Origin of the sequence: Acidovorax sp. 22279 (genome assembly GCF_052045435.1) — a bacterium.
GTDB classification, from domain to species: domain Bacteria; phylum Pseudomonadota; class Gammaproteobacteria; order Burkholderiales; family Burkholderiaceae_C; genus Acidovorax; species Acidovorax delafieldii.
This window is the reverse complement of sequence record NZ_JBQEOV010000015.1, coordinates 18,229-40,855: the sequence shown is the minus strand read 5'-3', so window position 1 is coordinate 40,855 and position 22,627 is coordinate 18,229. Positions and strand designations below refer to the sequence as shown.

Sequence of the window (22,627 nt, the reverse complement as noted above, 5' to 3'; positions counted from 1 at the left end):
GTGTTTGCGCTTTAGTCCACAACGGGCTGTCTGGTCATCTGTTAAGGCCATTCGCGCATATGCAGCGTGTGCGTTGCAACGACATTTGCCAGCGCCTCATCATGGGTGACCAACACTAAAGCAGCCCCGGACTCGTGTACAGCATCTAGCAGTACCTGTATAGCCTCTTGCTGCGTGATCGGGTCCAGGCGCGAGGTAGGCTCGTCGGCAAACAGCAGCGCTGGTTGTGCCACCAGCACCCGCGCCAGCGCAATGCGCTGCAGCTCGCCGCCCGACACCTGGTCGGGCCTGCGCGCCAGCAGGTCTTCGGGCACACGCAGTTGGGCCATGCGCTGCTGCACCGCCTTCCAGTCGCAGCGGTGCAGGCGGGCGGCATCGCGCAGCGACTGGGCCAGGCTGATGTGTGGGGCGAACGAGCTGACCGGGTCCTGATAGAGCTTTTGGAATGCATGCGGGCGCAGCCGGGCGCTGCGCTCCACACGGCCCGTGTCGGGCGCCACCAGGCCCAGCAGCACATTGCCCAGCGTGCTTTTTCCGGTGCCGCTGGGGCCTTGCACGGCGATGCGATCGCCGCCGCGCAGCTCCAGGTCCAGCGGCGCAAACAGCTGCTGCGCGCCATAGGCTTTGGAGATGCCGCGCGCCTGCACGACCGGCTCGCCCAGCGGAGGCGCTGCAAACGGCAGCCATCGCGCCGGGTCGGCCTGAAGCAGCTGGCGGGTAAAGGCGTGCTGCGGCGCGGCGGCCACGGTGTGGATGTCGCCTTGCTCCACCGCCTGCCCGTGGCGCAGCACGATGACCTGGCCGCCCAGCGCCTGCGCCACCTGCATGTCGTGGGTGATGGTGAGCAGGCAGCCGCCTGCCTTCAGCACGCCTTGGAACAACTCCACCATGCGGCCGCGCCAATGCGCGTCCAGCCCTTTGGTGGGCTCATCCACCATCAGCACCGGGGCGCCTCCGGCCAGGGTGATGACGGCCACCGCGCGCTGGGCCATGCCGCCCGACAGTTGCCAGGGGTAGTGGCTGCCTGCGCCGCCCAGGCCCGCAGCGCCCATCACCTGTTCGGCCTTGGCGCTGGCGGCGCTGGGGGGCTGCTGGTGCAGCAGGCGGTACACCTCGGCCAGCTGCGGTGCCGCGCGGGCCAACGGGTTGAGTGCCAGCGAGGGCTCCTGCGGCAGCAGCGCCAGCTTGCGGCCCCACAGGGCGCGGCGCGCGGCGGCGTCCTGGGCGCGGGTGCTGGTGCCATCCAGCGTGATCTGGCCTGTGGCCTGCAGCGCAGGCGGCAGGTTGCCCATGATGGCCTGGGCCAGCAACGACTTGCCAGCGCCGCTTTCACCCACCAGGGTCAGCGCCTCGCCCGGCCGCAGGCTGAAGCCGATGTCGCGCAGCAGCTGTTTGCCGCCCACCTGGATGCCCAGGCCCTCCACGACCAGCAGGGCGTTGGATTTCAAAGGCGTGGTCATGCGGTCTCCCGGTCGGGGTTGAGCAGCATCATCGCGGCCACCAGCCACACCAGCAGGGCGGTGGGTGCGGCAATGAGCCACGGGGCTTCTTCGTAGTAGGGCATGGCCTCGGTCATCATCAGGCCCAGCTCGGGTGTGGGCGGCTGCATGCCCACGCCCACAAAACCCAGCGCGGCCAGCGCCAGCACGGCTTGCGATGTGGTGAAGGCCAGCAGCGTGCCCAGCGTAGGCGCCAGCGCGGGCAGCAGGTGGCGGCGCAGCACATAGCCGCGCCCAAAACCCAGCAGGCGCGATGCCTGCACCGCGTCGCCTGCCAGCACGGGCCGGGCCACCGCACGGCTCACGCGAAAGTATTCGACCCACAGCGCAGCCGACAGGCCCGCATACAGCGCCCACAGCGCGCCGGGCGCCAGGGCGGCAATCAGCAACACCAGCAGGAGGCCGGGGATGGCGAGCACCGAGTCCGACAGCATGAGCAGCGCCCGCTCGGTGCGCCCGCCGCGCCATGCGGCGACGATGCCCAGCAGCGTGCCGGGCACGGCGGCGCTCACGGCCGCCAGCAGCGCCATGCCCAGCGACAGCTGCGCGGCATACGCCAGCCTCGCCAGCGCCGATCGGCCCAGCACATCGGTGCCCAGCCAGTGCTGGGCGCCGGGGGGCGCCAGGGCGTTGCGCAGGTCTTGCACCACCGGGCTGGCGCCCACCAGCCAGGGGCCGAGCAGGGCAAACAGGGCCAGCAGGCTGAGCAGGGCCAAGCCCAGCATGGTGCGCAGCGGCCAGCGAGGCTGGGCTACCAAGCCGCCAACTGGCGAGGAAAGAGTGGAAGGCACGGCACTCATGCAGCTACCTTTTGCGCATGCCGAGGGTCCAGCGTCAAGCACGCCGCATCCACCAGCAGGTTGAACACCACAAACAGCACACCCATGCACAACGCCGTGCCCTGCACCACCGGGATGTCGCGCCCGAACACGGCGTGCACCAGCGCATGGCCGATGCCGGGCCAGGCAAACAGCGTCTCCACCACCAGCGCGCCCTCCACCAAAAACAGCGCCTGCACGCCCAGGTAGGCCGTCACCGGTACGGCGGCATTGCGCAGGCCGTGGTGCACCAGCGCCTGCCAGTCGCTCAGGCCCTTGGTGCGCGCAAATTCAAAAAAGGGCGACACCACCACCTCCAGCATCGCAGCGCGGGTCACGCGCGCCAGCCCGGCGGCCAGGCCCAGCCCCAGCGTGAACGCAGGCAGCACCAGGCTGGCCTGGCTCTCGTCACCTCCCGCAGGCAAAAAGCCCCACTGCACCGCCACCAGCAGGATGAGCAGCACCGACAGCAAAAACGGCGGCAGCGCGCGCAGCACCACGGCCATCAGCCAGCTGGCCTTGTCCACCCAGCCCTGGGGGCGCAGCCCAGCCCACACGCCCAGCGGCACACCCACGGCAAAGGCAATGGCCAGCGCGGCGGCCGACAGGCGCAGCGTGGCGCCCAGGTGGTGCGTGACCTCGTGCCACACCGATCGCTGCGACACCAGCGACTGGCCCAGGTTGAAGGTGGCCATGTCGCGCCACCAGTGCAACAGCGCCAGCCAGCCGGGGCGGTCCAGCCCCAGCTCCGCGCGCACCGCGTCGGCGGCGGCGTTGCTCACCAGGTCATAGCCATAGCGGCCCGCCGCCACGCGCATGGCCAGGTCGCCGGGCAGGGCGCGCACCATCAAAAAGCACAGCGTGCCGATCAGCAGCGACACGGCCAGCACCTGCACCAGCCTGCGGCCGAGCAGGGCGGCCCAGGGTTTTGAAATCAAGGGGTTCATGGGTTGCTCCACTCCGTGCCGGTCAGGCGGTAAGAACGCTCCAGCGGGTCCAGCGTGACGCCCGCCAGCCGGGGGGCCACGGCCACATGCTGGCGGTACCACGCCACGGGGATCACGGGTAGCTCCGTTTGCAGGGTGTGCGTGATGGTTTGCCGCAGCGCGCGCGTGCGCTCGGGCGGCGTCTGGGTGCGCGTCAGCTCGTGCAGGGCCTGCACCACGGTGTCGCTGTGCCAGCCCATGGCGCCCCAGTCGCCGCCCTGGGCGGCAAAGTCGCCCGCCAGCGTGCCTGTGGGGTCGGGCACGTTGGCGTAGTTGCGCGCAGCCAGCGCCAGTTGCAGGCTGCCGTCGCGGTGGCCCCGGGGCACGTCGCCCGAGTTGCCAATGCTCACCTTCACCGCGATGCCCGCCAGCCGCCACTGTTCCTGCAAGGCGGTGGCAATCAGCGGCAGCTCGGGTCGGTCCACGAAGGTGCGGATCACCAGGTGCAGCGGCTGGCCTTCGGCATCGCGCAGGCCGTCGCCGTGGCGCTGCCAGCCCGCGGCGCGCAGCAGGCGTGCAGCGGCTTCGGGGTCGTGCTGCAGCGGGGGCAGGTCGGGGTTGTGCCACGCGCCCAGCGTGGGCGGCAGCAACTGCGTGGCCGCCAGCGCCTCGTCGCCCATCAGCGCCAGCGCAATGCCCGCGCGGTCGATGGCCAGGCTCAGCGCCTGCCGCACGCGCACATCGCGCAGCGCAGGCAGGCCCGCATTGAGCTTGACGATGACGGTGCGCGGCAGCGTGACCGAGGCAATGCGCACTGCGGTGCGGCGTGCCAGTGCGGGGCTTTGCGCGTGGCGCTGCAGCCGCCGCAGGCTGGCCGGGTCCAGCCCATAGGCCAGATCGGCCTGGCCGCTCTCAGCCATCAGCGCGCGGGTTTCGGCACGGCTGGCGGCCAGGTAGCGCACGGCGGCAATGGCGGGGCGCGGGCCGTCGTAGGCATCAAACACCACCGTTTCGACCTGCTGCGGCGGCACCAGCCCCGCAATGCGGTAGGGGCCGCTGCCAATGATGCTGCGCACCTTGCCGTCGGCCCCATAGCTGGCCGGGGCCAGCACCATGGTGCTGGAATGCGCCAGCAGCGCGGGCAGGGCGGTGTGGGGGCGTTGCAGGCGGATGAGCACCGTGCCTTCGTCAGGCGCAGTGATGGACTCAATGGGCGCCTGGCTCAGCAGTGCAGGCGCCACCTGCGCGGCCTGCAGGCTGCGCACCACGGCGGCGGCAGTCACCGGCGTTCCGTCATGAAAACGCGCCCCGGGCCGCAGCTCAAACTGCCACACCAGCCCATCTGCCGACCGGCGCCAGAGCCGCGCCAGCGCGGGCCGTGGCTGGCCGTCGTCTGCAGCGTCCAGCAGGGTTTCGGTGACCTGCAGGCGCGTGAACACATAGCCGCTGCTGGCGGGCGCCAGGCCGCTGATCTCCCACGGGCCGACGATTTGCAGCGGCGCGGGTGCGGAGGCGGGTGGTGTGCCCTGCGCCCAGGCAACGGGCAGGGCGCCTGCCGCCAGCGCGGCCATGGGGGCCTGCAAGGCGCGGCGCCGCGTCAGCGGCCTAAGAAAAGTCGAGGAAGTGTTCATTTTTCAGTTTTCCATAGCCCTGCGCGTTCGCCGCAACCGACGAAACTGGCGCTGCCAAAGACCAGTGCCCCCGCGCAAGGGCCGCCCCGCCGCGCTGGGGGCGTCCCCCTCCCGCGTAGCGAGAGAGGGGGAAGGCGCGAAGCGACTCAGGGGGTGCTTCATCAAAACTTGGCCTGCAGCCCGACGGTAACGGTGCGCGCCGCCCCCGGCGCCACCCACACGCGGCTGTACGAGCTGGTGTAGTGCACCTTGTTGAACACGTTGTCCACGTCCAGCGACAGGTTCAGAGTGGGGCTCAGGCGCCAGTACGCCATCAGCTTGGCCGTGGTGTAGCTGGGCAGCTCAAACGCGGCGGTGCCTGCATTGGCCTCGGCCTGCGTGCGGGCCTGGCCCAGGCGTTTGCCCATGTGGGTCACGCCGCCGCCCACGCCGTAGCGCTGGCCGTTGGCCAACTGGTTTTCGTACACCGCCAGCACGCTGCCGTTGATGCGCGGCACGTTCAGCAGGCGGCCACCCACCTCCAGCGTGTTGTCGCGGGTCACCTCCACGTCGTTGACCACCAGGCTCGCATTCAAGCGCCAGTGGGTGCTCAGGCGGCCCGCCAGGTCCAGCTCCAGGCCCCGGCTGCGCATCTCGCCTGCGGCCACCGAGAAGCCTGCGTTCAGCGGGTCGCTGGTCAGCACATTGCGCTTGGTGATGTCGAACAGCGCCGCCGTGGCGCCCAGGCGCTGGTCGGCGCTCTCCCACTTGGCGCCTAGCTCCAGCGCACGGGATTTTTCCGGGTCAAAGCCGTTGCCCGCCACATTGCTGCCCGTGTTGGGGCGGAACGAACTGCCCGCATTGGCATACACCGTCCACCCCGGCGTGGGCAGCCAGCTCACGCCCAGGCGTGGCGACACGGCCGAAGGGCTTTGCGCCGTGGTGCGGTTGGTGATGCGGTTTTGCAGGCTCTGGTCATAGTGGTCGGCCCGCAGCCCGGCCATCACGCGCCATTGCTCGCCCAGCTTGAGGGTGTCCTGCACATACAGCGCCGTGTTGCGCTGCTTCTCCAGCGTGTCGGTGTTGCGCCCCGGCGTGGGCTGCGCCTGGCCGTACACGGGGTTGAAGATGTCGATGGCATACGGCGTGGCGGCGCTGGGGTTCACGCGCAGCATCACCGAATCCATGCTGAAGCGGTAGCTCTCCACGCCCACCAGCAGCTCATGCTCCAGCCCGCCCGTGCGCAGGGTGCCCTGCAGCTCGGCCTGCACGGCCACATCGTCCGACTGGAAGTCGCGATGCCGCCGCTGGCGCGTCAGCGTGCGGCCATTGGCCTGCAGCGCGGTGGCCTCGGTCGAGAAGCCTTCCATTCCCGTCTCGCGGTACGACAGCCCCACGCGGCTCCGCCAGTCGGGGTTCCACTCGTGCGACAGCGCCAGCTGGTGCGTCTGGTTGGTCACCGTCACATCGCCATCGGCAGGCTCGCCCAGAAAGCGGCTGGCAGGCACCGCGCCCAGGCGGTTGTTGACGGCCACCACGCCCCGGTCCAGCGGCGTGGCGTGGCGCAGAAATTCGGCCGTGTACTCCAGCACCGTGTCGGGCGAGAGCTTCCAGGTCAACGCCGGTGCCACTACCTGCCGCTGCGCGCGCACATGGTCGCGAAAGCTGCCCTTGTCTTCCACCGCCACGTTCAGGCGGTAGGCCAGCCGGTCGTTGATGGGGCCGGTGGTGTCCAGCGCCGCGCGGCCCAGGCCGTAGCTGCCCGCGTAGGCCTCCACCGAGTGGGCGGCCTTCCACAGCGGCTTTTTGCTCACGATGTTGAGCGTGCCACCGGGCTCGCTGCTGCCATACAGGGCGGCGGCGGGACCCTTGAGGAACTCCACCCGTTCCACCCCCGCCAGATCGCGCGGCGCGTTAAAGCCCCGGTTGGACGAAAACCCGTTGAGCAAGGTCGCCATGCCCGTGTTCTCGTTGCCCGGCAGCCCCCGGATGGCGATGTTGTCCCACAGCCCGCCAAAGTTGTTCTGGCGCGAGACCCCGCCCACATAGTCCAGCACATCATCCAGCCGCGTGGCACCCAGGTCGTCCAGCGTCTGGCGCGACATCACGCGCACGGATTGCGGCAGCTCGCGCAGCGGCAGGCTGGTCTTGGCGCCCTCGGCCTCATCGGCGTAGTAGGTGCCCGAGGCGCTGCGGCCCACCACGTCCACGGCAGACAGGGTGGGTGGGGTGACCACATCGCCGTCTGCGGCCCAGGCGGGGTGGAGGGAGGCCAGCAGGGCTGCCGCTGCCATGGCCGTCAATGTGGAGCGCGGCAGGGGCGCAGTGCGTGAAGAAGAATCAAGAGAAGACGAAGAACGCATGGCAAACCAGTCCAAAAGCGGTGAATGCAAAAGCCAGGAGCAACGCGGCCCACACCCGCCTGGGTAATGGCGGGCGCACAAAGCAGCGTGCCCACACCCGCCCCAAGGGGGTGAATGCAAGGGCAAAAACGAAAAGGGGATGCGCTGGGGAGCGCAGGCTGGCTGGAGCCTGACGCGTGTCAGGCCCGCTGGGCTGGCGGAGGATCGCGTGCAGCAAACGGCCAGCGCACCTGTTGGGCCGTGAAGGGGTCTGCGCTGTGCGGCGCGATGGCGCTGGGTTCTGCGGGGACTTGCGGTTGGCGGGCCGGTGCATGCGCCAGCCCCGCCTCCAGCGCGTGGGTCAGGCACCAGGCGCAGGTGGTCGCGTGTGTCTCTTCGCCGTGCTCGTCGCTCGCTGCGGAGCTGGTTGCCAATGCATCCACATCGCCTGCGGCTGCCGAGGCCGTGTCGCTGCGCACCAGCTCCTGGATGTGCCGCGCCTCATGCAAGGGCGCGCCCGCCAGCGCGTTGAACAACGCCACCAGCAGGAGCACGATGTGGAAGGGCAGGGCGGGGATGGTGCGACGCAGCATGAGGGGATGCGAATCATACTCAAATGGAGGTCGCAGCTTGGTGAATCAGTCTGGTGGTCTCCATCCCAAGCGCTCTCGCTGCGCGAAAGCAATTTATAAAATTTAATATAATTCGGTGCGATGGGTAGTATTTATTTTCCAATGGGTGCGTATTTTGGTGTCTAGTATTGAAATTATAGAAAAAAACTATAGTTTCAGCTAATAGAATACGCCAAAGAGAAATGCTGTCATTTTAGCTTGACTTAAGGAAATATTTTCTAGGTCAATCTTAGTGCATAATTTTATGCTAGATTAACTGGCTTCAATTCTGCTTGCAATCGAAATCGCTCGTTCTGCCAGATTGTCTCGCTCTTCATGTCTGCCAATATTGAATTGATTTAGATAAGAGAGAAATGCGGATTTATCTTTTTTGATTGCCATTAGTGCATAAGCCAGGTAAAAAATTCCCACTCCCATTGGGAGTTTGTCATATTTTCCATCTATCCACTGGGCAGCAAAATTTGTTGCAAGTTCATGATTTTCTCGGGTTGCTTGTTCGAGTTGTGAAATATTCTTAATTCCTAAAAATAGTAAACGCCCGGCAGCGCGCTCAAGTGTGTCGCTAGGTTCGACAGATATCTGCGCCCCCGCTTTTTCTGCGATGGCGCGGTCCAAAGCCGTCACTGCTAAATTGCTTGCGTAAGCGGCTTTTAAAGAGGGTAAATCTATTTCCAAGCTGCCTAGGCTTGATATATTTTTCTCTTTGATTTCTTGTTCATAATTTCTTAGTTTTAATCGTAGCGCTTCAAACTCATCATCTGCTATTTCCAATAAGCCTGCTATTCGAGCAAAGCGTCGTCGAATCTCTTTTGGGATGCCGGTTGCAGATTTATAACCGAGATCGTGTTCAATCTCTGCCCAGGCGTGCTGAAGTATAGATCGCACTTGAATTTCGAACTTTTTTCCTTCATAACTTTTATACTCAATGAGCGCCGATCTGCTGATTTTTAGTTGGGCGATATAGTGTAAGGATTGGTATCCAAATTTATCGGGATCAAGGGCTATGCGTTTATCAATCGTATTGTTTTTGTCAATCTGAAATTCTTGCTCTATCAGGCGCGCCACTCGGTCCACATCTTTGGGGAAATAAGTGGTCACTCGTATGCCAGCGAGATCGGTAATCTCCGCTAGACTTTGGTAGTTTTTTTCAGGCCTAGCAAGTTTTTTTGAAAGACTAGCAATTTCTTTGCAGCGATGAGTTATGGAGTGAACTGTTAAGTGATTGCTTGATATAATTTGCGAAAGCAAATGGGCAACTGCTCCACTCATGCGAGCATATGTATCTGCCTCAGAGGTGAATTTTGCAATGATTTGGTCGATTTGGTTGGGTGTATTCATTTCTTAGACAGAATTTATGGAAAGCACGCCAGATTCGCGCCAAAAGAGCGTTGTTGAGGGCGGAGCTGGTTCGTTACAGAATCCATTTAAGGCCTTTGCTGTTGGCGGAAGCTGCTTGCGGTTCGAAAACTCTTTGAGTTTTTTGGGCAGATGGTTTGGAATGAATATGGCTCTGACCTGCCCATCCACCCTATTGTGGCTAGCTGCATCAGTGCCGATCAAGCTTGATTTTGTACACTTCGCTTAGGCCTGTCAAAGAAAAACGCCAGCAAGCGCTGGCGTTTTTATGACGGAAAAGAGATTACCCCTTCTGCACCATCTTAATAATGCTGGAAAAATCCAGCCCCCCATGCCCCGCCAAGCTGTGTGCCGCATACAAATTCCGAGCCATCCCACCCAGCGGCGTGGCAGCCTTCACCGCCATCGCGTTCTCCTGCGCCAGGCCCAGGTCCTTGAGCATCAGGTCCGTGCCAAAGCCGCCCGCATAACCCTTGCTGGCAGGCGCAGTTTCCATCACGCCGGGGAAGGGGTTGTACTTCTCCAGCGCCCAGTTGCCGCCCGAGCTGCGGCGCATGATTTCGCTCAGCACCTTGGGGTCCAGGCCGTTGGCTACGCCCAGGGCAATGGCTTCGCTGGTGCCTGCCATCAGGATGCCCAGCAGCATGTTGTTGCAGATCTTGGCCGTCTGGCCTGCGCCCACGCTGCCTGCGTGGAAGATGTTGGCGCCCATTTTTTCGAGCACGGGGCGGGCGCGTTCCAGGTCGGCGGCGTCGCCACCCACCATGAAGGTGAGGGTGCCTGCAATGGCGCCGCCGGTGCCGCCCGAGACGGGCGCGTCGATAAACGCCACGCCCTTGGCCTTGGCGGCTTCGGCCACCTTGCGGGAGGTGGCTGCAGCGATGGTGGAGCAGTCGATGATCAGCGTGCCCGCAGGCAACTGGGCCAGCAGTTCGCCCGCGCCGAGGAACAGGCCTTCCACGTGTTGGCTGGCGGGCAGCATGCTGATGACGACTTCGGCGCCTGCGACTGCCGCCTTGGCATCGGTGGCGATGGGCACGCCGTCTGCGGCCAGCTTGTCGCGGGCGGGTTGCGAGAGGTCGAACGCGCGCACTTCGTGGCCTGCCTTGTGCAGGTTGTGTGCCATGGGGCCGCCCATGTTGCCGAGGCCGATGAATGCGATTTTCATGCTGTGTTGCTCCTGGATGTCGTTGTGATGTGAAAGAAAAGGGTTCGGGTTTGGTATGAATTTGATAGCTACCAACGCATATTCATCTACCGCTTGATCCAAAAAACATCTGAAATCAATCGGTGATGTCTGCTCCGCGGCTCGCCAACTCAGCGCGGAGCACCGACCGGTGGCAGCGCGCTTCGTCCTCGCAGTAGCAGCCCAGCGACATTGCGCTGTGGTGCGACAGGGCGGCCAGCAAATCGAGCGTGCGGCTGGCCTCGGGCTGGGCCAGTTCCTTGCGGAACTGTTTGGCGAAGGCGTCCCACGCCTTGTCGCCTTCTTGGCCGGGGGGCACCTGCTGGCCCTGGGCCATGAGGTCGGCGCTGGGGGAGAGCAGGGGGTACCACACGTCGTAGTAGTCGCGGCTGGCGAACTCGGCCTTGGGCACGCCACGCGGCGGGCGGCGCACGGTGCCGATGCGGGTACCTTCCCCGGCGGCGCGCGGGGTGCCAAGGCGGACGATGCGAAGGGGCATGGTGATGGGCTCCGGGGTGGGCGATGGAAAGGGCGGGTCAGTCGTCGGCTTCGAAGATGCTGTGCTTCTTGGCGGTCGGCTTTTTGGAGAGGGGCTTTGCGGCTTTGGCAGCGGCACCTTTTGTGCGCGCGCCTGTTGCTGTGACTTTCTTCGGCGTGGCGGGCTGGGCTTTGGCGACACCCCTTTTTTTCTTGGGCGGTGCAGCCTTGGCGTGCGGGTTGTAGGCCAGCGCTTCGTCAATCCAGAAGCTCCACTGCGTCCGGGTAGAAAACCCATTGGGCTCCACCCAGAAATAGCCCTTCATCCCGCCGCCCGGAGAGAGTTCGCGCGTGTTCTGCATCTCCTGCAGCTCGCCGTGCCGCTCCGGCGGCAAGCGCACCAGCAGCTCCTCGCCCTTGACGGCGATGCACATCTTTCCGTCCACGAAGAAGGCGTGCGTTCCAAACAGGGCGCGTTCTTCCACGTCACTGCGGTGGGCGAGCGCCGTGCGCACGGCGTCGATCAGGTGCAGGGTTTCGTCAGACAGCGGGCGGGCGGGCATGGTGAGAGCTAAAAATGCCGGTAGCGCTAGCGCAATATGCCTGGGTAGCTATGAATGTTGTAGCTACCGGATGGCCTCGGTGGCATCTCCATCCAGCATGCGCCGCGCAATGATCACCCGCATGATTTCATTGGTGCCTTCCAGAATCTGGTGTACGCGCGCGTCGCGCAGCAGGCGCTCCAGCGGGTATTCGCGGATGTAGCCGTAGCCGCCGTGCAACTGCAGGGCGTCATTGATGACGGTAAAGCCTGCATCGGTGGCAAAGCACTTGGCCATGGCGCAATAGGTGGATGCGTCGCGCGCCCCGGCGTCCAGCTTGCTCGCGGCCAGGCGCACCATCTGGCGGGCGGCGACGAGTTCGGTCGCCATGTCGGCCAGCTTGAACTGCAGGGCCTGGAAGCTGGCGATGGGTTTGCCGAACTGCTTGCGGTCTTGCATGTATTGCTGGGCGGCATTGAGCGCGCCTTGCGCCGCGCCCACCGAGCAGGTGGCGATGTTGATGCGGCCGCCGTCCAGGCCCTTCATGGCGATCTTGAAGCCTTCGCCCTCGCGGCCCAGCAGGTGGTCGGCAGGGATGCGCACGTTGTCAAAGCTGATGGTGCGGGTGGGCTGGCTGTTCCAGCCCATCTTCTGTTCCTTCTTGCCGTAGCTGATGCCAGGTGTGTCGGCGGGCACGGCAAACGCGCTGATGCCGCTGGCGCCCGATGCTGCATCCCCAGTGCGGGCCATGAGCACCAGCACGTCGGTGCTGCCTGCGCCGCTGATGAAGGCCTTGGCGCCGTTAATGACGTATTCGTTGCCCACCAGCTCGGCGCGGGTCTTGAGCGAGGCGGCGTCGGAGCCCGCGCCGGGCTCGGTGAGGCAGTAGCTTGCGAGCTTTTCGCCGGTGGTGAGCAGCGGGCCCCAATGGTCGCGCACGGCGGGCGTGGCCCAGGTGCCCAGCATCCACGTGGCCATGTTGTGGATGGTGATGAAGGCGGTGGTGCTGGGGTCCACGGCCGCCATTTCTTCAAAGACCAGGGTGGCGTCCAGCCGGGGCAGGGCGAGGCCACCGGCGGCTTCGGGCGCGTACAGGCCACAAAAGCCCAGCTCGCCCGCCTTGGCGATCGCCTCGCGCGGGAAGATGCCTTCCTCGTCCCAGTGCGCGGCGTGGGGTGCGAACTCAGCTCGTGCAAAGTCGCGGGCCGTCTGGGCAAAGGCGCGTTGTTCTTCGGTGAGTTCAAAGTCCATGGTGTTCTGTCTCGTCGTCGGTTCTTGTTGTTCTGGGGGCCTTGCTCAGGGCTTGGCGGACGGGTGGTCCAGCGTCAGCCAGCGCATCAGGCCTTTGCGGCGCGCCTGGGTTTCGGCCGTCAGGCAATCGTGGTACAGACGCGGCCACTGGGGTTGCGATTCGTTGCTGCGCTGCGCCTGCTTGCAGCGGGTGGTGCGCTCGCGCTGCCAGGCGGTGTGCTCCTGCCGCAGCTGGGGCCGTTCGTGGGCCGACAGGGCGCGCATCACATCGCCGTAGAGGACGGCGATTTCGGTATCGGCCGCCTGGAAGGCTTGCACGGCGCAGGCGTTGGTTTCTTCCACCGTGCCGCCGGGTTTGCAGGCAGCACCGGCCTGTGCGTGGGCATCGGCACCCATCAGCATCGCGCAAGCAGCACCGAAGACCATGGCCCATCCCCGCATCGTTGTCAGATCAATTTGCATGCCCCGCTTTTACCACCGCGCGCAGTCGTTGAAACCGGCGCGGCCCAGGCCAGTGCCACCGTGCAAGGGCCGCCCCGCCGCACGGGTGGCGTCCCCCTTCCCGCGCAAAGCGCGAGAGAAGGGGGAAGGCGCGCAGCGCCTCAGGGGGATGTCACTTCAAGCTAATCGTCGTGTTCACACCATGCGAGATGGTGCTGTCGTCAAACCAGCGCGCCGTCACCGTCTTGGTCTGCGTGTAGAACAGCACGACCTGCTTGCCGTAGGGGCCCAGGTCGCCCAGCTTGGAAGCGCGCGAACCCGAGAACGAGAACAGCGGCACGGGCACAGGGATTGGCACGTTGATGCCGACCTGGCCCACGTCGATCTCTTCCTGGAACTTGCGGGCTGCCGCACCCGACTGGGTGAAGATGGCGGTGCCGTTGCCGTTGGGGTTGTCGTTGATGAAGGCAATGGCTTCGTCAATGTCGGCAGCGGCCGACAGGCAGAGCACGGGGCCAAAGATTTCCTGGTCGTAGATGCTCATGCCGGGCTTCACGCCGCTGAACACCGTGGGGCCCACAAAGTTGCCCTTTTCATAGCCAGCCACCACGGGGTTGCGGCCGTCCAGCTCCAGCGTGGCGCCGTCGGCAATGCCGCGCTCGATCAGGCTCTGCACGCGGTCCTTGGCGGCGCAGGACACTACGGGGCCCACGTCCGTGCCTTTTTCGACACCGGCGCTCACCTTCAGGGTCTTGGCTTTGGCCACCAGTTCGGGGATCCACTTTTGCGCTTCGCCCACCAGCACCACCACTGACAGCGCCATGCAGCGCTGGCCTGCGGCACCGAAAGCAGCACCGGCCAGGGCGTTCAGGGTCTGTTCTTTGTTGGCGTCGGGCATCACGATGGCGTGGTTCTTGGCGCCCATCATGCATTGCACGCGCTTGCCGTTGAGGCTGGCGCGGTTGTAGACATGGGTGCCCACCTTGGTGGAGCCCACAAAGCTGATTGCCTTGATGTCCTTGTGGTCGCAGATCGCGTTCACGGCCATTTCGCCACCGTGCACCACGTTCAGCACGCCGGGGGGGATGCCGGCTTCCAGGGCCAGTTCGCACAGGCGCATGGTCACCATGGGGTCTTGCTCGGAGGGCTTGAGCACGAAGGTGTTGCCCGTGGCAATGGCCATGGGGAACATCCACAGCGGGATCATGGCCGGGAAGTTGAAGGGCGTGATGCCCGCGCACACGCCCAGGGGCTGCAGCAGGGTGTAGGTGTCCACGCCACCGGCCACGTTGTTGGCCAGCTCACCCAGCTGCAGGTTGCCGATGCTGGCTGCGTGCTCGACCACTTCGAGGCCACGGAACACATCGCCTTCGGCATCCGGCAGGGTCTTGCCTTGCTCTGCCGTGAGGATGGCGGCCAGCTCGGCCATGTTTTCGCGGATGAGCTGTTGGTACTTGAGGAAGATGCGGGCGCGGGTGCCGATGGGGGTCTTCTTCCAGGTCTTGAACGCTTCCTTGGCCGAGGCCACTGCGGCATTGATTTCGTCGGCCGTGGCAAACGGCACGCGGGCCAGCACTTCTTGCGTGGCGGGGTTCACCACATCACGCCACTCGGTGGACTTGGATTCGACGAACTGGCCGCCGATCAACAGCTTGACGGTGGGGGCCAGCACGGCCTGAGAGGTGGGTGCATTCATCGGTTTGTCTCCTGGAAAAAGCGGGCAAAGGTGCGGGCAGGGTGCCCAGAACTTCGCCATCCTAATTGTGCAGAATTGTCTGCACAATAGACAATGGTGCGCACAAGGTTTGCAAAAATGCACATCGCTGCTTTTGCCTCCGACCTTTGCATATCCTTGTTTGCGTAATGCTCACTGATTCAAGGACTACCCCATGGACTGGGACAACCTGCGCTACTTTCTGGAGCTGGCCCGCGCCGGCACGCTGGTGGGGGCTGCGCGCCGCTTGGCCGTAGACCACACCACGGTGGCGCGCCGCCTGCAGGCGCTCGAAAAGCAGGTGGGCTCCGCCCTGTTTGCGCGCGAGGCGGGCGGCCACCGGCTGACCGAGGCCGGGCGCGCACTGCTGCCCCAGGTCGAGGCCATGGAAGCCGCCTTTCTGGCGGTGGAAAACGCCGCCCCCGGCGTGCGCCAAGGCCTACATGGCCTGGTGCGCATTGGAACCACCGAGGGCTTTGGCAACCTGATCCTGGCGCCCCAGTTGGCCCGGTTTGCGCTGGACCACCCCGGTCTGGTGGTGGACCTTCTGGCCCTGCCGCGCCTGGTGCACCTGTCGCGCCGCGAGGCCGACATCGTCATCTCGCTGGAGCGCCCGGCGCGCGGCGCGGTGGTGGTCGTGAAGCTCACCGACTACGTGCTGCAACTGTATGGAGCGCGCAGCTACCTGCAGCGCCATGCCCCCATCCACACGCCAGACGACCTGCGGGGCCACACCTTCATCAGCTACGTGGACGACCTGCTGTTTAGCAAGGAGCTGCAGATCCTGGACGAGCTGCACCGCCCCGCGCATTTCGCACTGCGCAGCACGAGCATCCTGGCCCAGTACGAAGCCGCCCGCGTGGGGGCGGGGCTGGCTGTGCTGCCCGCCTTTGTGGCAGCGCAAGACCCATCGCTGGTGCCTGTGCTGCCGGGGGTGGCACGCTTTCAGCGCACCTTTTGGATGTCCATGCCCGGTGACAACAAGCACGTGGCCCGCATGCAGGCCACGTGGGCGTTTTTGCGGGAGGCGGTGGCGGCTCAGCAGGGGTTGTTGTTGCCTGCGGTGATTGCTACTTAATTGATAGCTGATAAGTCAATTTCGACTAGCACTACAGCCCGTTGGATTCCATTTCCTGATTTTTGGGGGCGCTACCTGTGCGGCTGGAGTCCATGGCTCAGGACACGTTTCGAGGGCGCTCGTGTCGGGGCGGGTATTGGGTGTTTGTCCCCAGCTTTTGGGCCGACCTATCGACGCAACACTTGCCCCGGCGTCCGCCACTGCAGCGGTACCAGGTCATACAGCGGGCTGGGCTCGCACTGCCAGCCGCTGGTGGGTGCAGCGTTGGTCATGCCGGTGGGCGAGCTGTTGGTGCCGATGTGGAGGCCTGCGAGCTGCTGCATCCACGCGACGTCGATGGCGCCGCCTTGCAAGGGTCTGGAGAAGATCAGCTCCAGCATCTTGCGGCCCTGTGGGTCGCCGCTGCTGGCTGCTACCTGGTACAGGCGCACGGCCTCGGTGTAGTTGGCAGGTACGCCGTCGCCGCGGTGGTAGCGCTGGGCCTCCGCGTACCAATCTGCAGCGCTGTAGCGGGCTGATCGGGTGCGGGCGTTGGGACCGCTCTGGATGCGGCGGGCCAGAAGGCGGGCGTTGGCAGCGGCGGCCTCGGATTTTGCAGACGCTGATTGAAACTGGACCATCGCCTGTTCGAGATCGCCGCTGGCGATGAACTCCAGCCCCAGTTCGTTGCCGGCCTGCGCGTTGCCGGCCCGCACAGCTTGCGTCAACAGTTTTTGAAGCGATGGGCTGGTCGTGGCTGGGGACGCTGAGCCGGGATATCGGTCAGGTGAGGGCAAATGGGGCTCGGCCAATGGGGCCAATGCCTTGGCCGCATGCCATTCGAGGTATTTGGCAAGCCCCGGATCGGCCCGGCCCACCAGCGCAATCCAGTGCATGGCGGTTGAAGGATTGGGTGCTGCCACGCACCCGCTGAGCTGGCACCACGCAAGGCCCGCAGGAGCCAGGGGGTGGCTGAGCATTTGCGCACGTTCAAACCAGTGCTGGGCCTGCGCCGGGTCAGCTGGCATGGCCAGGCCATGCAACGCCAGCAATCCCAACAGCCACGCCGCATCGGCAGGCGTCAGGTCGCCCGTTGATCGCGTCGTGGGGGCAGGGGGGGCGCGCGGCTTGCGCGTCGGCACCCCATCGCGTTGCGCGGCGCTGCGAAGTTTTTGCAACATCTTCTCCTGCATGGGGTCGTCAGATCCGGGCACTTGGGGGGACGCGGCGTTCAGGCTGGCGCGATCGATGTCGGTGATTTCCGCGAGCGTGGGCAGCGCCCGCACCGATGCCAGCGCAGGTGCTGCAGTCACCACCGCCATTACCAGGCACGCTGCAGCCGAGGCCTGCGCCACTGCGCCATGGATGGCGCGCCATATGCCCTGCGGTGCGTGTACCCCACCAAGGGTGGAATACGTGCGCGCCGTGGTCGCCGGGGTGGTGGTCATCGCGTTCGCCTGCGCAGTGCTTTACCGACGGTGTGTCACTTGCGTGGGGCGGGTTGGGCAGGCGCACTGGCTGCGGCGGGTAGGGCGCGGCGTGGAATGACTTGCCAGTACACGGCATTGCCGGTGTAGCCATCGGTGCCCCAGGCGGTGGCGAAGGCTTCGTTCAAGCGCTCCAGCGCCCGGTAGTTCGGGATGGGCTTGAGCGGCGGTCCGCGCAGTGCCTCGGGCAAACGGGGCGTGCTGTCCTCGTCGGTGGCAAAGCAGGCCACACCTTCGGTGCCGGGGCTGGCTGCGTCCATGATGAAGCCGGGGTTGGGGCTCATCCAGTCGGGGATGCGTATGGCCTGGTTGGCAGACACCCAGCCGGTGGTGTTGGCCTGGTTGGGCAGCAGGCGGATGACTGTGCCGGTGGCATCGGCCAGAAAACACTGCAGGTAGGAGGCGCGCGACACGGTGGCCGACAGGAAGACCTGTTCCCCCACCTCGAATGCGGTGCGCTCCAGCAACACGTTCTCGATCTGCAGATCGATGCTGCGCGCAGGCGGCGGGTCTCCGTACTTGGCAGCCCCAGGATTGGTACTCACCACCTGCACTGCTGCATCTGGTGTGGCAGGACTGGCTGCGATCTGCGGCACAGGCTCTGCGTGTGTGCTGGCCCAGCCAATGCGGGCCAGGGTGCCGTCTGCGGACAGCCCGACAAAGTGGCGCAGCGCCCGTTCGTAGGTCGCAAAGTCCACCACGCCCGTCACCACCATGCCGTTGTCCGCCTGGAAGCGCGCCAGGGCTTTACGCAGCGCCGGGTCGTTGTCCGGCTGGGGTTGCGCGACGGGGGCGAGGTAGCCCCGGCTGACCAGCGAGCGTGCGATGAGCTGGGTGCGCACGGCGGGCGATCCTTCATCAAACCAGTCGCGCAGCTGCCGCTGAAAGTCCGGGTGGTTTTGCTCCAGCGTCAGGCATTGCCAGTAAGGCACCCGGGCCCATTTGCCAATGAGTTCTATGGTGGCCAGGTCCACCAGTGTGCGCACTGCACTGCCAGAGCCCTGGGTGTAGTCACGCCCCACGTTGAACTGAACGCCATAAGTGCCGATGCGCCCGGCCAGGTCCACGCCCTGTCCGCCGTTGCCAATGATGACTTCGTTGGCGGAGTCCAGTCCGGGAATCAGAGTGCGGGTGCGAAAGTCGCCCAGGTGCATCTCCAGGCCAATGATGGTGGCGTTGCGGCTCTGGCTGTAGCCCATGTCGATGCGGGGGCCGGAGAGCCCGGTGTCAAACCGGTTGTTGATCACGTTCTGGTCCACGAACGAGATGGCACCCGACAGGTACAGCGCGGGCCGCTGCAGCTGCATCTGGTTGTTGTTGAGCAGGATGGTGGTGAGGTTCTGCACCGTGTCCTGGCGCGCGATGTCCACCTCGTAGTCCACAAAGCGGAAGGCATTGCTCAGGCGCGACATCTGCGACAGGGCCGTGATCACCATGTCCTTGGTGGCCACGGTGACGCGGGTGGAGTAGTCGGGAATCTGCTTGCTCGTGATCAGTGTGGTGGGCAGCTGTGCATCGCGCAGCATGTGGTCCATGCACATCAGCGAGTCGGAGAAGCTGGAGATGGAGCGTGTGGGTCGCACCACGGGGCGGTCGGTGATGGAAGCCAGGCTCTGAAAGGCCTGGTCCTTGCGCGGATCCCTGGGCGTGGCACAGCCAGCCAGTCCCAGTCCGACGACAAGCCAAAGCGCTCCATGGATCGCGCGCATCACAGGGTGTGGGGAGCGTGGGCGCTGGGGGCGAGAGCATGCAGGCATGGCGGGGCTCGGCGGGGTGGGCGGCATGTTCTCTCTCCTGGCGGCCGGGCGTATGGCGCCTGGCCTGTTATTTGCAGATATTGACGAGATCGCCGCGCAGCACCACCACCTGCGGCGCCTGGTTGGGACCGTACTTGGCCGATCCCGTGGTGTTGGCAGACACGGTGTTGCTGCCCACCTCCTGGACGCAGGTCTTTTGCATGCCCTGTGCATTGGCAGTGGTGACCACGTCGTTGTTGGTCAGCACGCCAGTGGTGTCGTCTGAGAAAGCCTTGGCTTCGTAGCGGGCGATGCGGGCGCGTAGCCACGATGGCATGGTGTTGCTGCCGTCCAGTCCCGTCGAGGCTGCCACTGGCCCTGTGGGCTGCATCTGGACCGAGAGCTTCTTGGTCAGGATGACCGGGTCTTCCCCGGGGGCCTGCGCCCACGCGGGGCCTGGCAGCAGGCCGCAGACCGTGAGCAACGCTGCGCATGGCGCCAGAAAACGTGTGTTCATGGAACACCTCCTATGGTGAGAATGAGGGGCCCACCCGCGCTGCTGTTTGCAGCCTTGCCGGTGTGCCCCTGGCACGAACTCATCCGGGCACTGATGTGCTGCCGGAATCAGACCCTCGCAGGTCTATTCACCAGCCGAGCTGGTGCCGATCTCAGTAGGGCCAGCCGGCGGGCTTGGTGGGCTGGCAGGTGAAGCAGGCGTTGTTGGAGGCGATGTTTTGCACCGCCTTGCTGTTGCTGCCGCTGGAGAGGTTGTTGACCGACGAGTTGATCATCGAGGTGAATTGGCTGGAGTTGCCAATGATGGTGACTTCGCCCACGTTGGATGACAGGTTCTGGCTGGCGTAGGCTTCGCTGCCGCTGGCGGTGTTGGTCAGATTGCCGCCAAAGCCCGTTACCGTCTGGGTCGAATTGCCACTGATGGTGACGTTGCCGGTGTTGGAGGCCAGGTTCTGGAAGGCTTCGCTCTTCGAGCCCGTCGAGTTGTTGTTGACGGACACCGACGTCAGGGATACCGACTGCGTGGAATTGCCGGTGATGGTGATGTCCGGAGTGGAAGGGACCGGACCGGTGGCCATGGCGGCGGAGGCGATGACGCTGAGCGTGATGAAAGCAAGGGTTTTCATGACAGATCCTTCAAGGATGACTTTTACACTGGCTGCAACCGCAGCGAACCTGCGGTGCAGAGGGGGTTGGACGGCGCTTTCAGGCCTGGTTTTTTGAGAACCGGTGGTCGTTAGGCGCTGTCGGAGTTCAGTGTGCGAGCCGATGCGATTCGTGCGAATACGCCGGGCGGGCTACCTCATACGGCGGAGCAGTTCAACCCTTGGACCCGCGCAAAGCCTTTGCCAGCGCGGCTTGGCCGCCCGCACCACATGAGATCGGCCGAAGAAAGGCAGGTAGTAACCAATTGCTACTTGGGCAACATTGCCAAATATATTTGGACCTTGAAATTTATTTGGCGCACTGTGTGCGCTGCCGTACAGAGAGGCATGAGTGCGTTGGAGAACATGCATGTGAACGCAAGAGTTGCATGCAGATGCGTCATCCGAAAGACCCAGTCCATCGGGGCCCACCACCACGTCCGCAGGAGTTCACCCATGAGCAGCAGTTGGCAGGTCGATACACCATCGCAAACGTTGACGTCTTCAGCGTTGCTTTCAAAGCAGAGTGCGCGCGACCTTGCATCGCTTCCGTCGGGCCAGTTTGAAACCTATTCCAATCCGCCATCGGTCTGGCCCGCCTTCCTCACTGGGCAGGAGGCCAATCCGGTGCGGGTCTTGCTGGTGGACGACGATCCGCACATCCGTCTGGTGATTGCACAGGAGCTCATGGCCGATGCCCGCACGTTACTGGTGGCGCAGGCGGGCAGTGTCCGCGAGGGGCGCAAGGCCATCAAGAATCACGATTTTGATGTGCTCCTGGTAGACCTGAACCTGGGCGACGGTGACGCCTTTGACCTGTTGCACTACGTGAAGCCTGTGCGCCCATCAGCCCAGACGGTCGTGATCTCGGTCATGGAAAACGACGAGCAGGTCCTGCGGGCCTTTGAACTGGGGGCCACGGGGTATGTGGGCAAGAACTCGTGGTTCGGCAACTATTCGCAAGCCGTGTTGCAGGTGGCCAATGGTGGCGCCTCCATCACCCCCAACCTGGCGCGGCGGTTGCTGCAGCGGTTTGACCGTACCCACTCGGCCGAAAACAAGCGACGGCAGCCCGATGAGGCTGATCGGCTGTCCACACGGGAAAAGGAAATCCTGCGCATGGTGGCCAGCGGCTACACCAGCGTCGAGGTGGGGGCGCGCCTGCTCATCAGCAGCATGACGGTCAACACCCACTTGCGCAACATCTACCGCAAGTTGCAGGTGCGCACCCGTGCCCAGGCGGTGCGCTTCGCCTCGCTGCGGGGGCTCTTTTGACGGAGTGATGCAGGTGGCTGCCGCGTGTGTGGGTTGTGTTGTCACCAGGTGTGCTCTCGGTTGCCCACGCCACCTATAAAGCCAGGATTGAGCGGTGTTTCGCACACGTCCCCCGTTGTTCGCCATCGCTTGCATGTGCATGTGGCTGCTGCAATGGGCGCTCCTTGCGACGGCGTTTTATGGCTATGACGAGGAGAGGCCGTCGGATCGGCAATGGTGGGAGCTGGCCGCCCTGGTGATCTCGGTGGGCCTGGGGGCCCTGCTGCTGGTGCAACTGCCGCGGGCCCTGCAGTGGCGCCCCCGGCTGCGGCTGCGCGCCAGTGCCGAGGTGACGGCAGAGCGGCGGCGCATTGCGCAGGACTTGCACGACAACCTGGGCGCACAACTGGTTTTTGCCATGGCGCTGCTGGAGACCGAGCCGCCCGCAGTGCGTGAACTCCGTTCGCTGCTCGACAAGTGCATGCTGGACCTGCGACTCGTGGTGGACTCCATGGATGCGGCGGACGAGCCATTTGCTGACCGCCTGGCCCGGCTTCGGCACCGCATCCAGCCCGTGCTTGATCGACGTGGCATTCGCATGGTGTGGGATGTGCAAATTCCGCCGTTGTCCAGTTTTCCGTATGCCGACAGTGCCATGCACCTGGTTGCCATTGTTCAGGAGGCCTTGAGCAACGTGTTGCAGCATTCGGGCGCCACTGAGGTCGCGGTGGGTGTGCGTTACCGTGCGGGTGCCGAGTCCTGGTGTGCCGAGGTCAGCGACAACGGGCGCGGCATGATGCTTCACGCTGGCGAAGGCAGCCCACTGGGAGGCCATGGGGTGGCAGGCATGAACCACCGTGCGCAGATGGCGGGCGGTGACTTGTTGGTGCTGCAGCGTCCGGGTGGGGGCACCTGCATTCGGGTGGTGATGCCGGGCAGAGGGAGTGCCTAGGATCACGTGCGACTCCCGGGCGCGCAGCCTCCAGCCCGCTGTCCATTCGCAAAACTGGCGTGAAAACTGTTGGCTTATTCGCCCACCGTACGGGCTGCTGCCCGCTACCCTTGGTGCATCTGGGCGATGCGGTGACTTGCGGACAGGTCAAAGGTACCGGGCTGTCGCCACACAGGAGTTCATGGCG

General features: G+C 64.8%; 20 protein-coding genes. 3 read left to right on the top strand and 17 right to left on the bottom strand.

The window, feature by feature from the left end:
• Positions 1-41: 41 nt before the first annotated feature.
• The 13 genes from ACTJKQ_RS18760 to ACTJKQ_RS18700 form a co-directional block, all read right to left on the bottom strand.
• Positions 42-1,460 (bottom strand): ABC transporter ATP-binding protein, encoded by a 1,419-nt coding sequence (locus ACTJKQ_RS18760; protein ID WP_440597705.1) that lies wholly within the window; start codon positions 1,458-1,460, stop codon positions 42-44.
• Positions 1,457-2,299 (bottom strand): ABC transporter permease, encoded by an 843-nt coding sequence (locus tag ACTJKQ_RS18755; protein WP_440597704.1) that lies wholly within the window; start codon positions 2,297-2,299, stop codon positions 1,457-1,459. The genes ACTJKQ_RS18760 and ACTJKQ_RS18755 overlap by 4 nt, the downstream gene beginning before the upstream one ends.
• A complete protein-coding gene (locus ACTJKQ_RS18750) occupies positions 2,296-3,264 on the bottom strand; it encodes an ABC transporter permease (protein ID WP_288851210.1) in 969 nt (322 codons plus the stop codon). The genes ACTJKQ_RS18755 and ACTJKQ_RS18750 overlap by 4 nt, the downstream gene beginning before the upstream one ends.
• Entirely contained in the window at positions 3,261-4,874 is a 1,614-nt protein-coding gene (locus ACTJKQ_RS18745) for an ABC transporter substrate-binding protein (protein WP_440597703.1), read from the bottom strand. The genes ACTJKQ_RS18750 and ACTJKQ_RS18745 overlap by 4 nt, the downstream gene beginning before the upstream one ends.
• A gap of 161 nt (positions 4,875-5,035) precedes the next feature.
• Positions 5,036-7,147 carry a TonB-dependent siderophore receptor gene (locus tag ACTJKQ_RS18740; RefSeq protein ID WP_440597763.1) on the bottom strand — a complete coding sequence of 704 codons (2,112 nt, stop codon included), beginning with the start codon at positions 7,145-7,147 and terminating at the stop codon, positions 5,036-5,038.
• A 248-nt stretch (positions 7,148-7,395) separates the two neighbouring features.
• Positions 7,396-7,788 carry a DUF2946 family protein gene (locus ACTJKQ_RS18735; RefSeq protein WP_440597702.1) on the bottom strand — a complete coding sequence of 131 codons (393 nt, stop codon included), beginning with the start codon at positions 7,786-7,788 and terminating at the stop codon, positions 7,396-7,398.
• 291 nt (positions 7,789-8,079) lie between these two features.
• Positions 8,080-9,165 (bottom strand): GTP pyrophosphokinase, encoded by a 1,086-nt coding sequence (locus ACTJKQ_RS18730; protein ID WP_440597701.1) that lies wholly within the window; start codon positions 9,163-9,165, stop codon positions 8,080-8,082.
• Between the two features lie 301 nt (positions 9,166-9,466).
• Positions 9,467-10,369, bottom strand: a complete 903-nt coding sequence (gene mmsB, locus ACTJKQ_RS18725) for a 3-hydroxyisobutyrate dehydrogenase (RefSeq protein ID WP_440597762.1) — start codon at positions 10,367-10,369, stop codon at positions 9,467-9,469.
• 97 nt (positions 10,370-10,466) lie between these two features.
• The gene (locus ACTJKQ_RS18720) at positions 10,467-10,868 is read right to left on the bottom strand and encodes a DUF488 domain-containing protein (protein ID WP_440597700.1); all 402 of its coding nucleotides are present in this window, start codon (positions 10,866-10,868) and stop codon (positions 10,467-10,469) included.
• A 37-nt stretch (positions 10,869-10,905) separates the two neighbouring features.
• On the bottom strand, positions 10,906-11,409 hold the full coding sequence (locus ACTJKQ_RS18715) for a TfoX/Sxy family protein (protein ID WP_436075249.1): 504 nt from the start codon (positions 11,407-11,409) through the stop codon (positions 10,906-10,908).
• Positions 11,410-11,472: 63 nt separating this feature from the next.
• Entirely contained in the window at positions 11,473-12,639 is a 1,167-nt protein-coding gene (locus ACTJKQ_RS18710; RefSeq protein WP_440597699.1) for an acyl-CoA dehydrogenase family protein, read from the bottom strand.
• Between the two features lie 45 nt (positions 12,640-12,684).
• Positions 12,685-13,101: a lysozyme inhibitor LprI family protein gene (locus tag ACTJKQ_RS18705; protein ID WP_440597698.1), complete on the bottom strand. Its 417-nt coding sequence runs from the start codon at positions 13,099-13,101 to the stop codon at positions 12,685-12,687.
• Positions 13,102-13,252: 151 nt separating this feature from the next.
• Positions 13,253-14,776, bottom strand: coding sequence for a CoA-acylating methylmalonate-semialdehyde dehydrogenase (locus tag ACTJKQ_RS18700; protein WP_440597697.1), 1,524 nt, complete (start codon positions 14,774-14,776; stop codon positions 13,253-13,255).
• Between the two features lie 193 nt (positions 14,777-14,969).
• On the opposite strand from ACTJKQ_RS18700, the gene ACTJKQ_RS18695 reads away from it, so the two are divergent.
• The gene (locus ACTJKQ_RS18695) at positions 14,970-15,872 is read left to right on the top strand and encodes a LysR family transcriptional regulator (protein ID WP_056062476.1); all 903 of its coding nucleotides are present in this window, start codon (positions 14,970-14,972) and stop codon (positions 15,870-15,872) included.
• Between the two features lie 167 nt (positions 15,873-16,039).
• On the opposite strand, the gene ACTJKQ_RS18690 is transcribed toward ACTJKQ_RS18695, so the two are convergent.
• The 4 genes from ACTJKQ_RS18690 to ACTJKQ_RS18675 form a co-directional block, all read right to left on the bottom strand.
• Positions 16,040-17,299, bottom strand: a complete 1,260-nt coding sequence (locus ACTJKQ_RS18690; protein WP_440597696.1) for a hypothetical protein — start codon at positions 17,297-17,299, stop codon at positions 16,040-16,042.
• A gap of 35 nt (positions 17,300-17,334) precedes the next feature.
• The gene (locus ACTJKQ_RS18685; RefSeq protein WP_440597695.1) at positions 17,335-19,047 is read right to left on the bottom strand and encodes a DUF4384 domain-containing protein; all 1,713 of its coding nucleotides are present in this window, start codon (positions 19,045-19,047) and stop codon (positions 17,335-17,337) included.
• Positions 19,048-19,162: 115 nt separating this feature from the next.
• A complete protein-coding gene (locus ACTJKQ_RS18680; RefSeq protein WP_056062486.1) occupies positions 19,163-19,591 on the bottom strand; it encodes a hypothetical protein in 429 nt (142 codons plus the stop codon).
• 151 nt (positions 19,592-19,742) lie between these two features.
• Entirely contained in the window at positions 19,743-20,216 is a 474-nt protein-coding gene (locus ACTJKQ_RS18675; protein ID WP_056062488.1) for a hypothetical protein, read from the bottom strand.
• Positions 20,217-20,690: 474 nt separating this feature from the next.
• Here ACTJKQ_RS18675 and ACTJKQ_RS18670 point away from each other — a divergent pair, with 474 nt between their 5' ends.
• Together ACTJKQ_RS18670 and ACTJKQ_RS18665 are read left to right on the top strand one after the other, a co-directional pair.
• Positions 20,691-21,509, top strand: coding sequence for a LuxR C-terminal-related transcriptional regulator (locus ACTJKQ_RS18670; protein ID WP_395454790.1), 819 nt, complete (start codon positions 20,691-20,693; stop codon positions 21,507-21,509).
• Positions 21,510-21,624: 115 nt separating this feature from the next.
• Positions 21,625-22,440, top strand: a complete 816-nt coding sequence (locus ACTJKQ_RS18665; protein WP_440597694.1) for a sensor histidine kinase — start codon at positions 21,625-21,627, stop codon at positions 22,438-22,440.
• Positions 22,441-22,627 lie beyond the last annotated feature (187 nt).

Bases quoted from the DNA above. Each gene is read 5' to 3' on its own strand.
- ACTJKQ_RS18715 (WP_436075249.1), bottom strand. From the start codon at position 11,409: ATGCCCGCCCGCCCGCTGTCTGACGAAACCCTGCACCTGATCGACGCC.
- ACTJKQ_RS18705 (WP_440597698.1), bottom strand. From the start codon at position 13,101: ATGCAAATTGATCTGACAACGATGCGGGGATGGGCCATGGTCTTCGGT.
- ACTJKQ_RS18760 (WP_440597705.1), bottom strand. From the start codon at position 1,460: ATGACCACGCCTTTGAAATCCAACGCCCTGCTGGTCGTGGAGGGCCTG.
- ACTJKQ_RS18750 (WP_288851210.1), bottom strand. From the start codon at position 3,264: ATGAACCCCTTGATTTCAAAACCCTGGGCCGCCCTGCTCGGCCGCAGG.
- ACTJKQ_RS18670 (WP_395454790.1), top strand. From the start codon at position 20,691: ATGAGCAGCAGTTGGCAGGTCGATACACCATCGCAAACGTTGACGTCT.
- ACTJKQ_RS18700 (WP_440597697.1), bottom strand. From the start codon at position 14,776: ATGAATGCACCCACCTCTCAGGCCGTGCTGGCCCCCACCGTCAAGCTG.
- ACTJKQ_RS18720 (WP_440597700.1), bottom strand. From the start codon at position 10,868: ATGCCCCTTCGCATCGTCCGCCTTGGCACCCCGCGCGCCGCCGGGGAA.
- ACTJKQ_RS18740 (WP_440597763.1), bottom strand. From the start codon at position 7,147: ATGGCAGCGGCAGCCCTGCTGGCCTCCCTCCACCCCGCCTGGGCCGCA.
- ACTJKQ_RS18710 (WP_440597699.1), bottom strand. From the start codon at position 12,639: ATGGACTTTGAACTCACCGAAGAACAACGCGCCTTTGCCCAGACGGCC.
- ACTJKQ_RS18755 (WP_440597704.1), bottom strand. From the start codon at position 2,299: ATGAGTGCCGTGCCTTCCACTCTTTCCTCGCCAGTTGGCGGCTTGGTA.
- ACTJKQ_RS18745 (WP_440597703.1), bottom strand. From the start codon at position 4,874: ATGAACACTTCCTCGACTTTTCTTAGGCCGCTGACGCGGCGCCGCGCC.
- ACTJKQ_RS18690 (WP_440597696.1), bottom strand. From the start codon at position 17,299: ATGACCACCACCCCGGCGACCACGGCGCGCACGTATTCCACCCTTGGT.
- ACTJKQ_RS18695 (WP_056062476.1), top strand. From the start codon at position 14,970: ATGGACTGGGACAACCTGCGCTACTTTCTGGAGCTGGCCCGCGCCGGC.
- ACTJKQ_RS18675 (WP_056062488.1), bottom strand. From the start codon at position 20,216: ATGAAAACCCTTGCTTTCATCACGCTCAGCGTCATCGCCTCCGCCGCC.
- ACTJKQ_RS18730 (WP_440597701.1), bottom strand. From the start codon at position 9,165: ATGAATACACCCAACCAAATCGACCAAATCATTGCAAAATTCACCTCT.
- ACTJKQ_RS18680 (WP_056062486.1), bottom strand. From the start codon at position 19,591: ATGAACACACGTTTTCTGGCGCCATGCGCAGCGTTGCTCACGGTCTGC.
- ACTJKQ_RS18685 (WP_440597695.1), bottom strand. From the start codon at position 19,047: ATGCGCGCGATCCATGGAGCGCTTTGGCTTGTCGTCGGACTGGGACTG.
- ACTJKQ_RS18735 (WP_440597702.1), bottom strand. From the start codon at position 7,788: ATGCTGCGTCGCACCATCCCCGCCCTGCCCTTCCACATCGTGCTCCTG.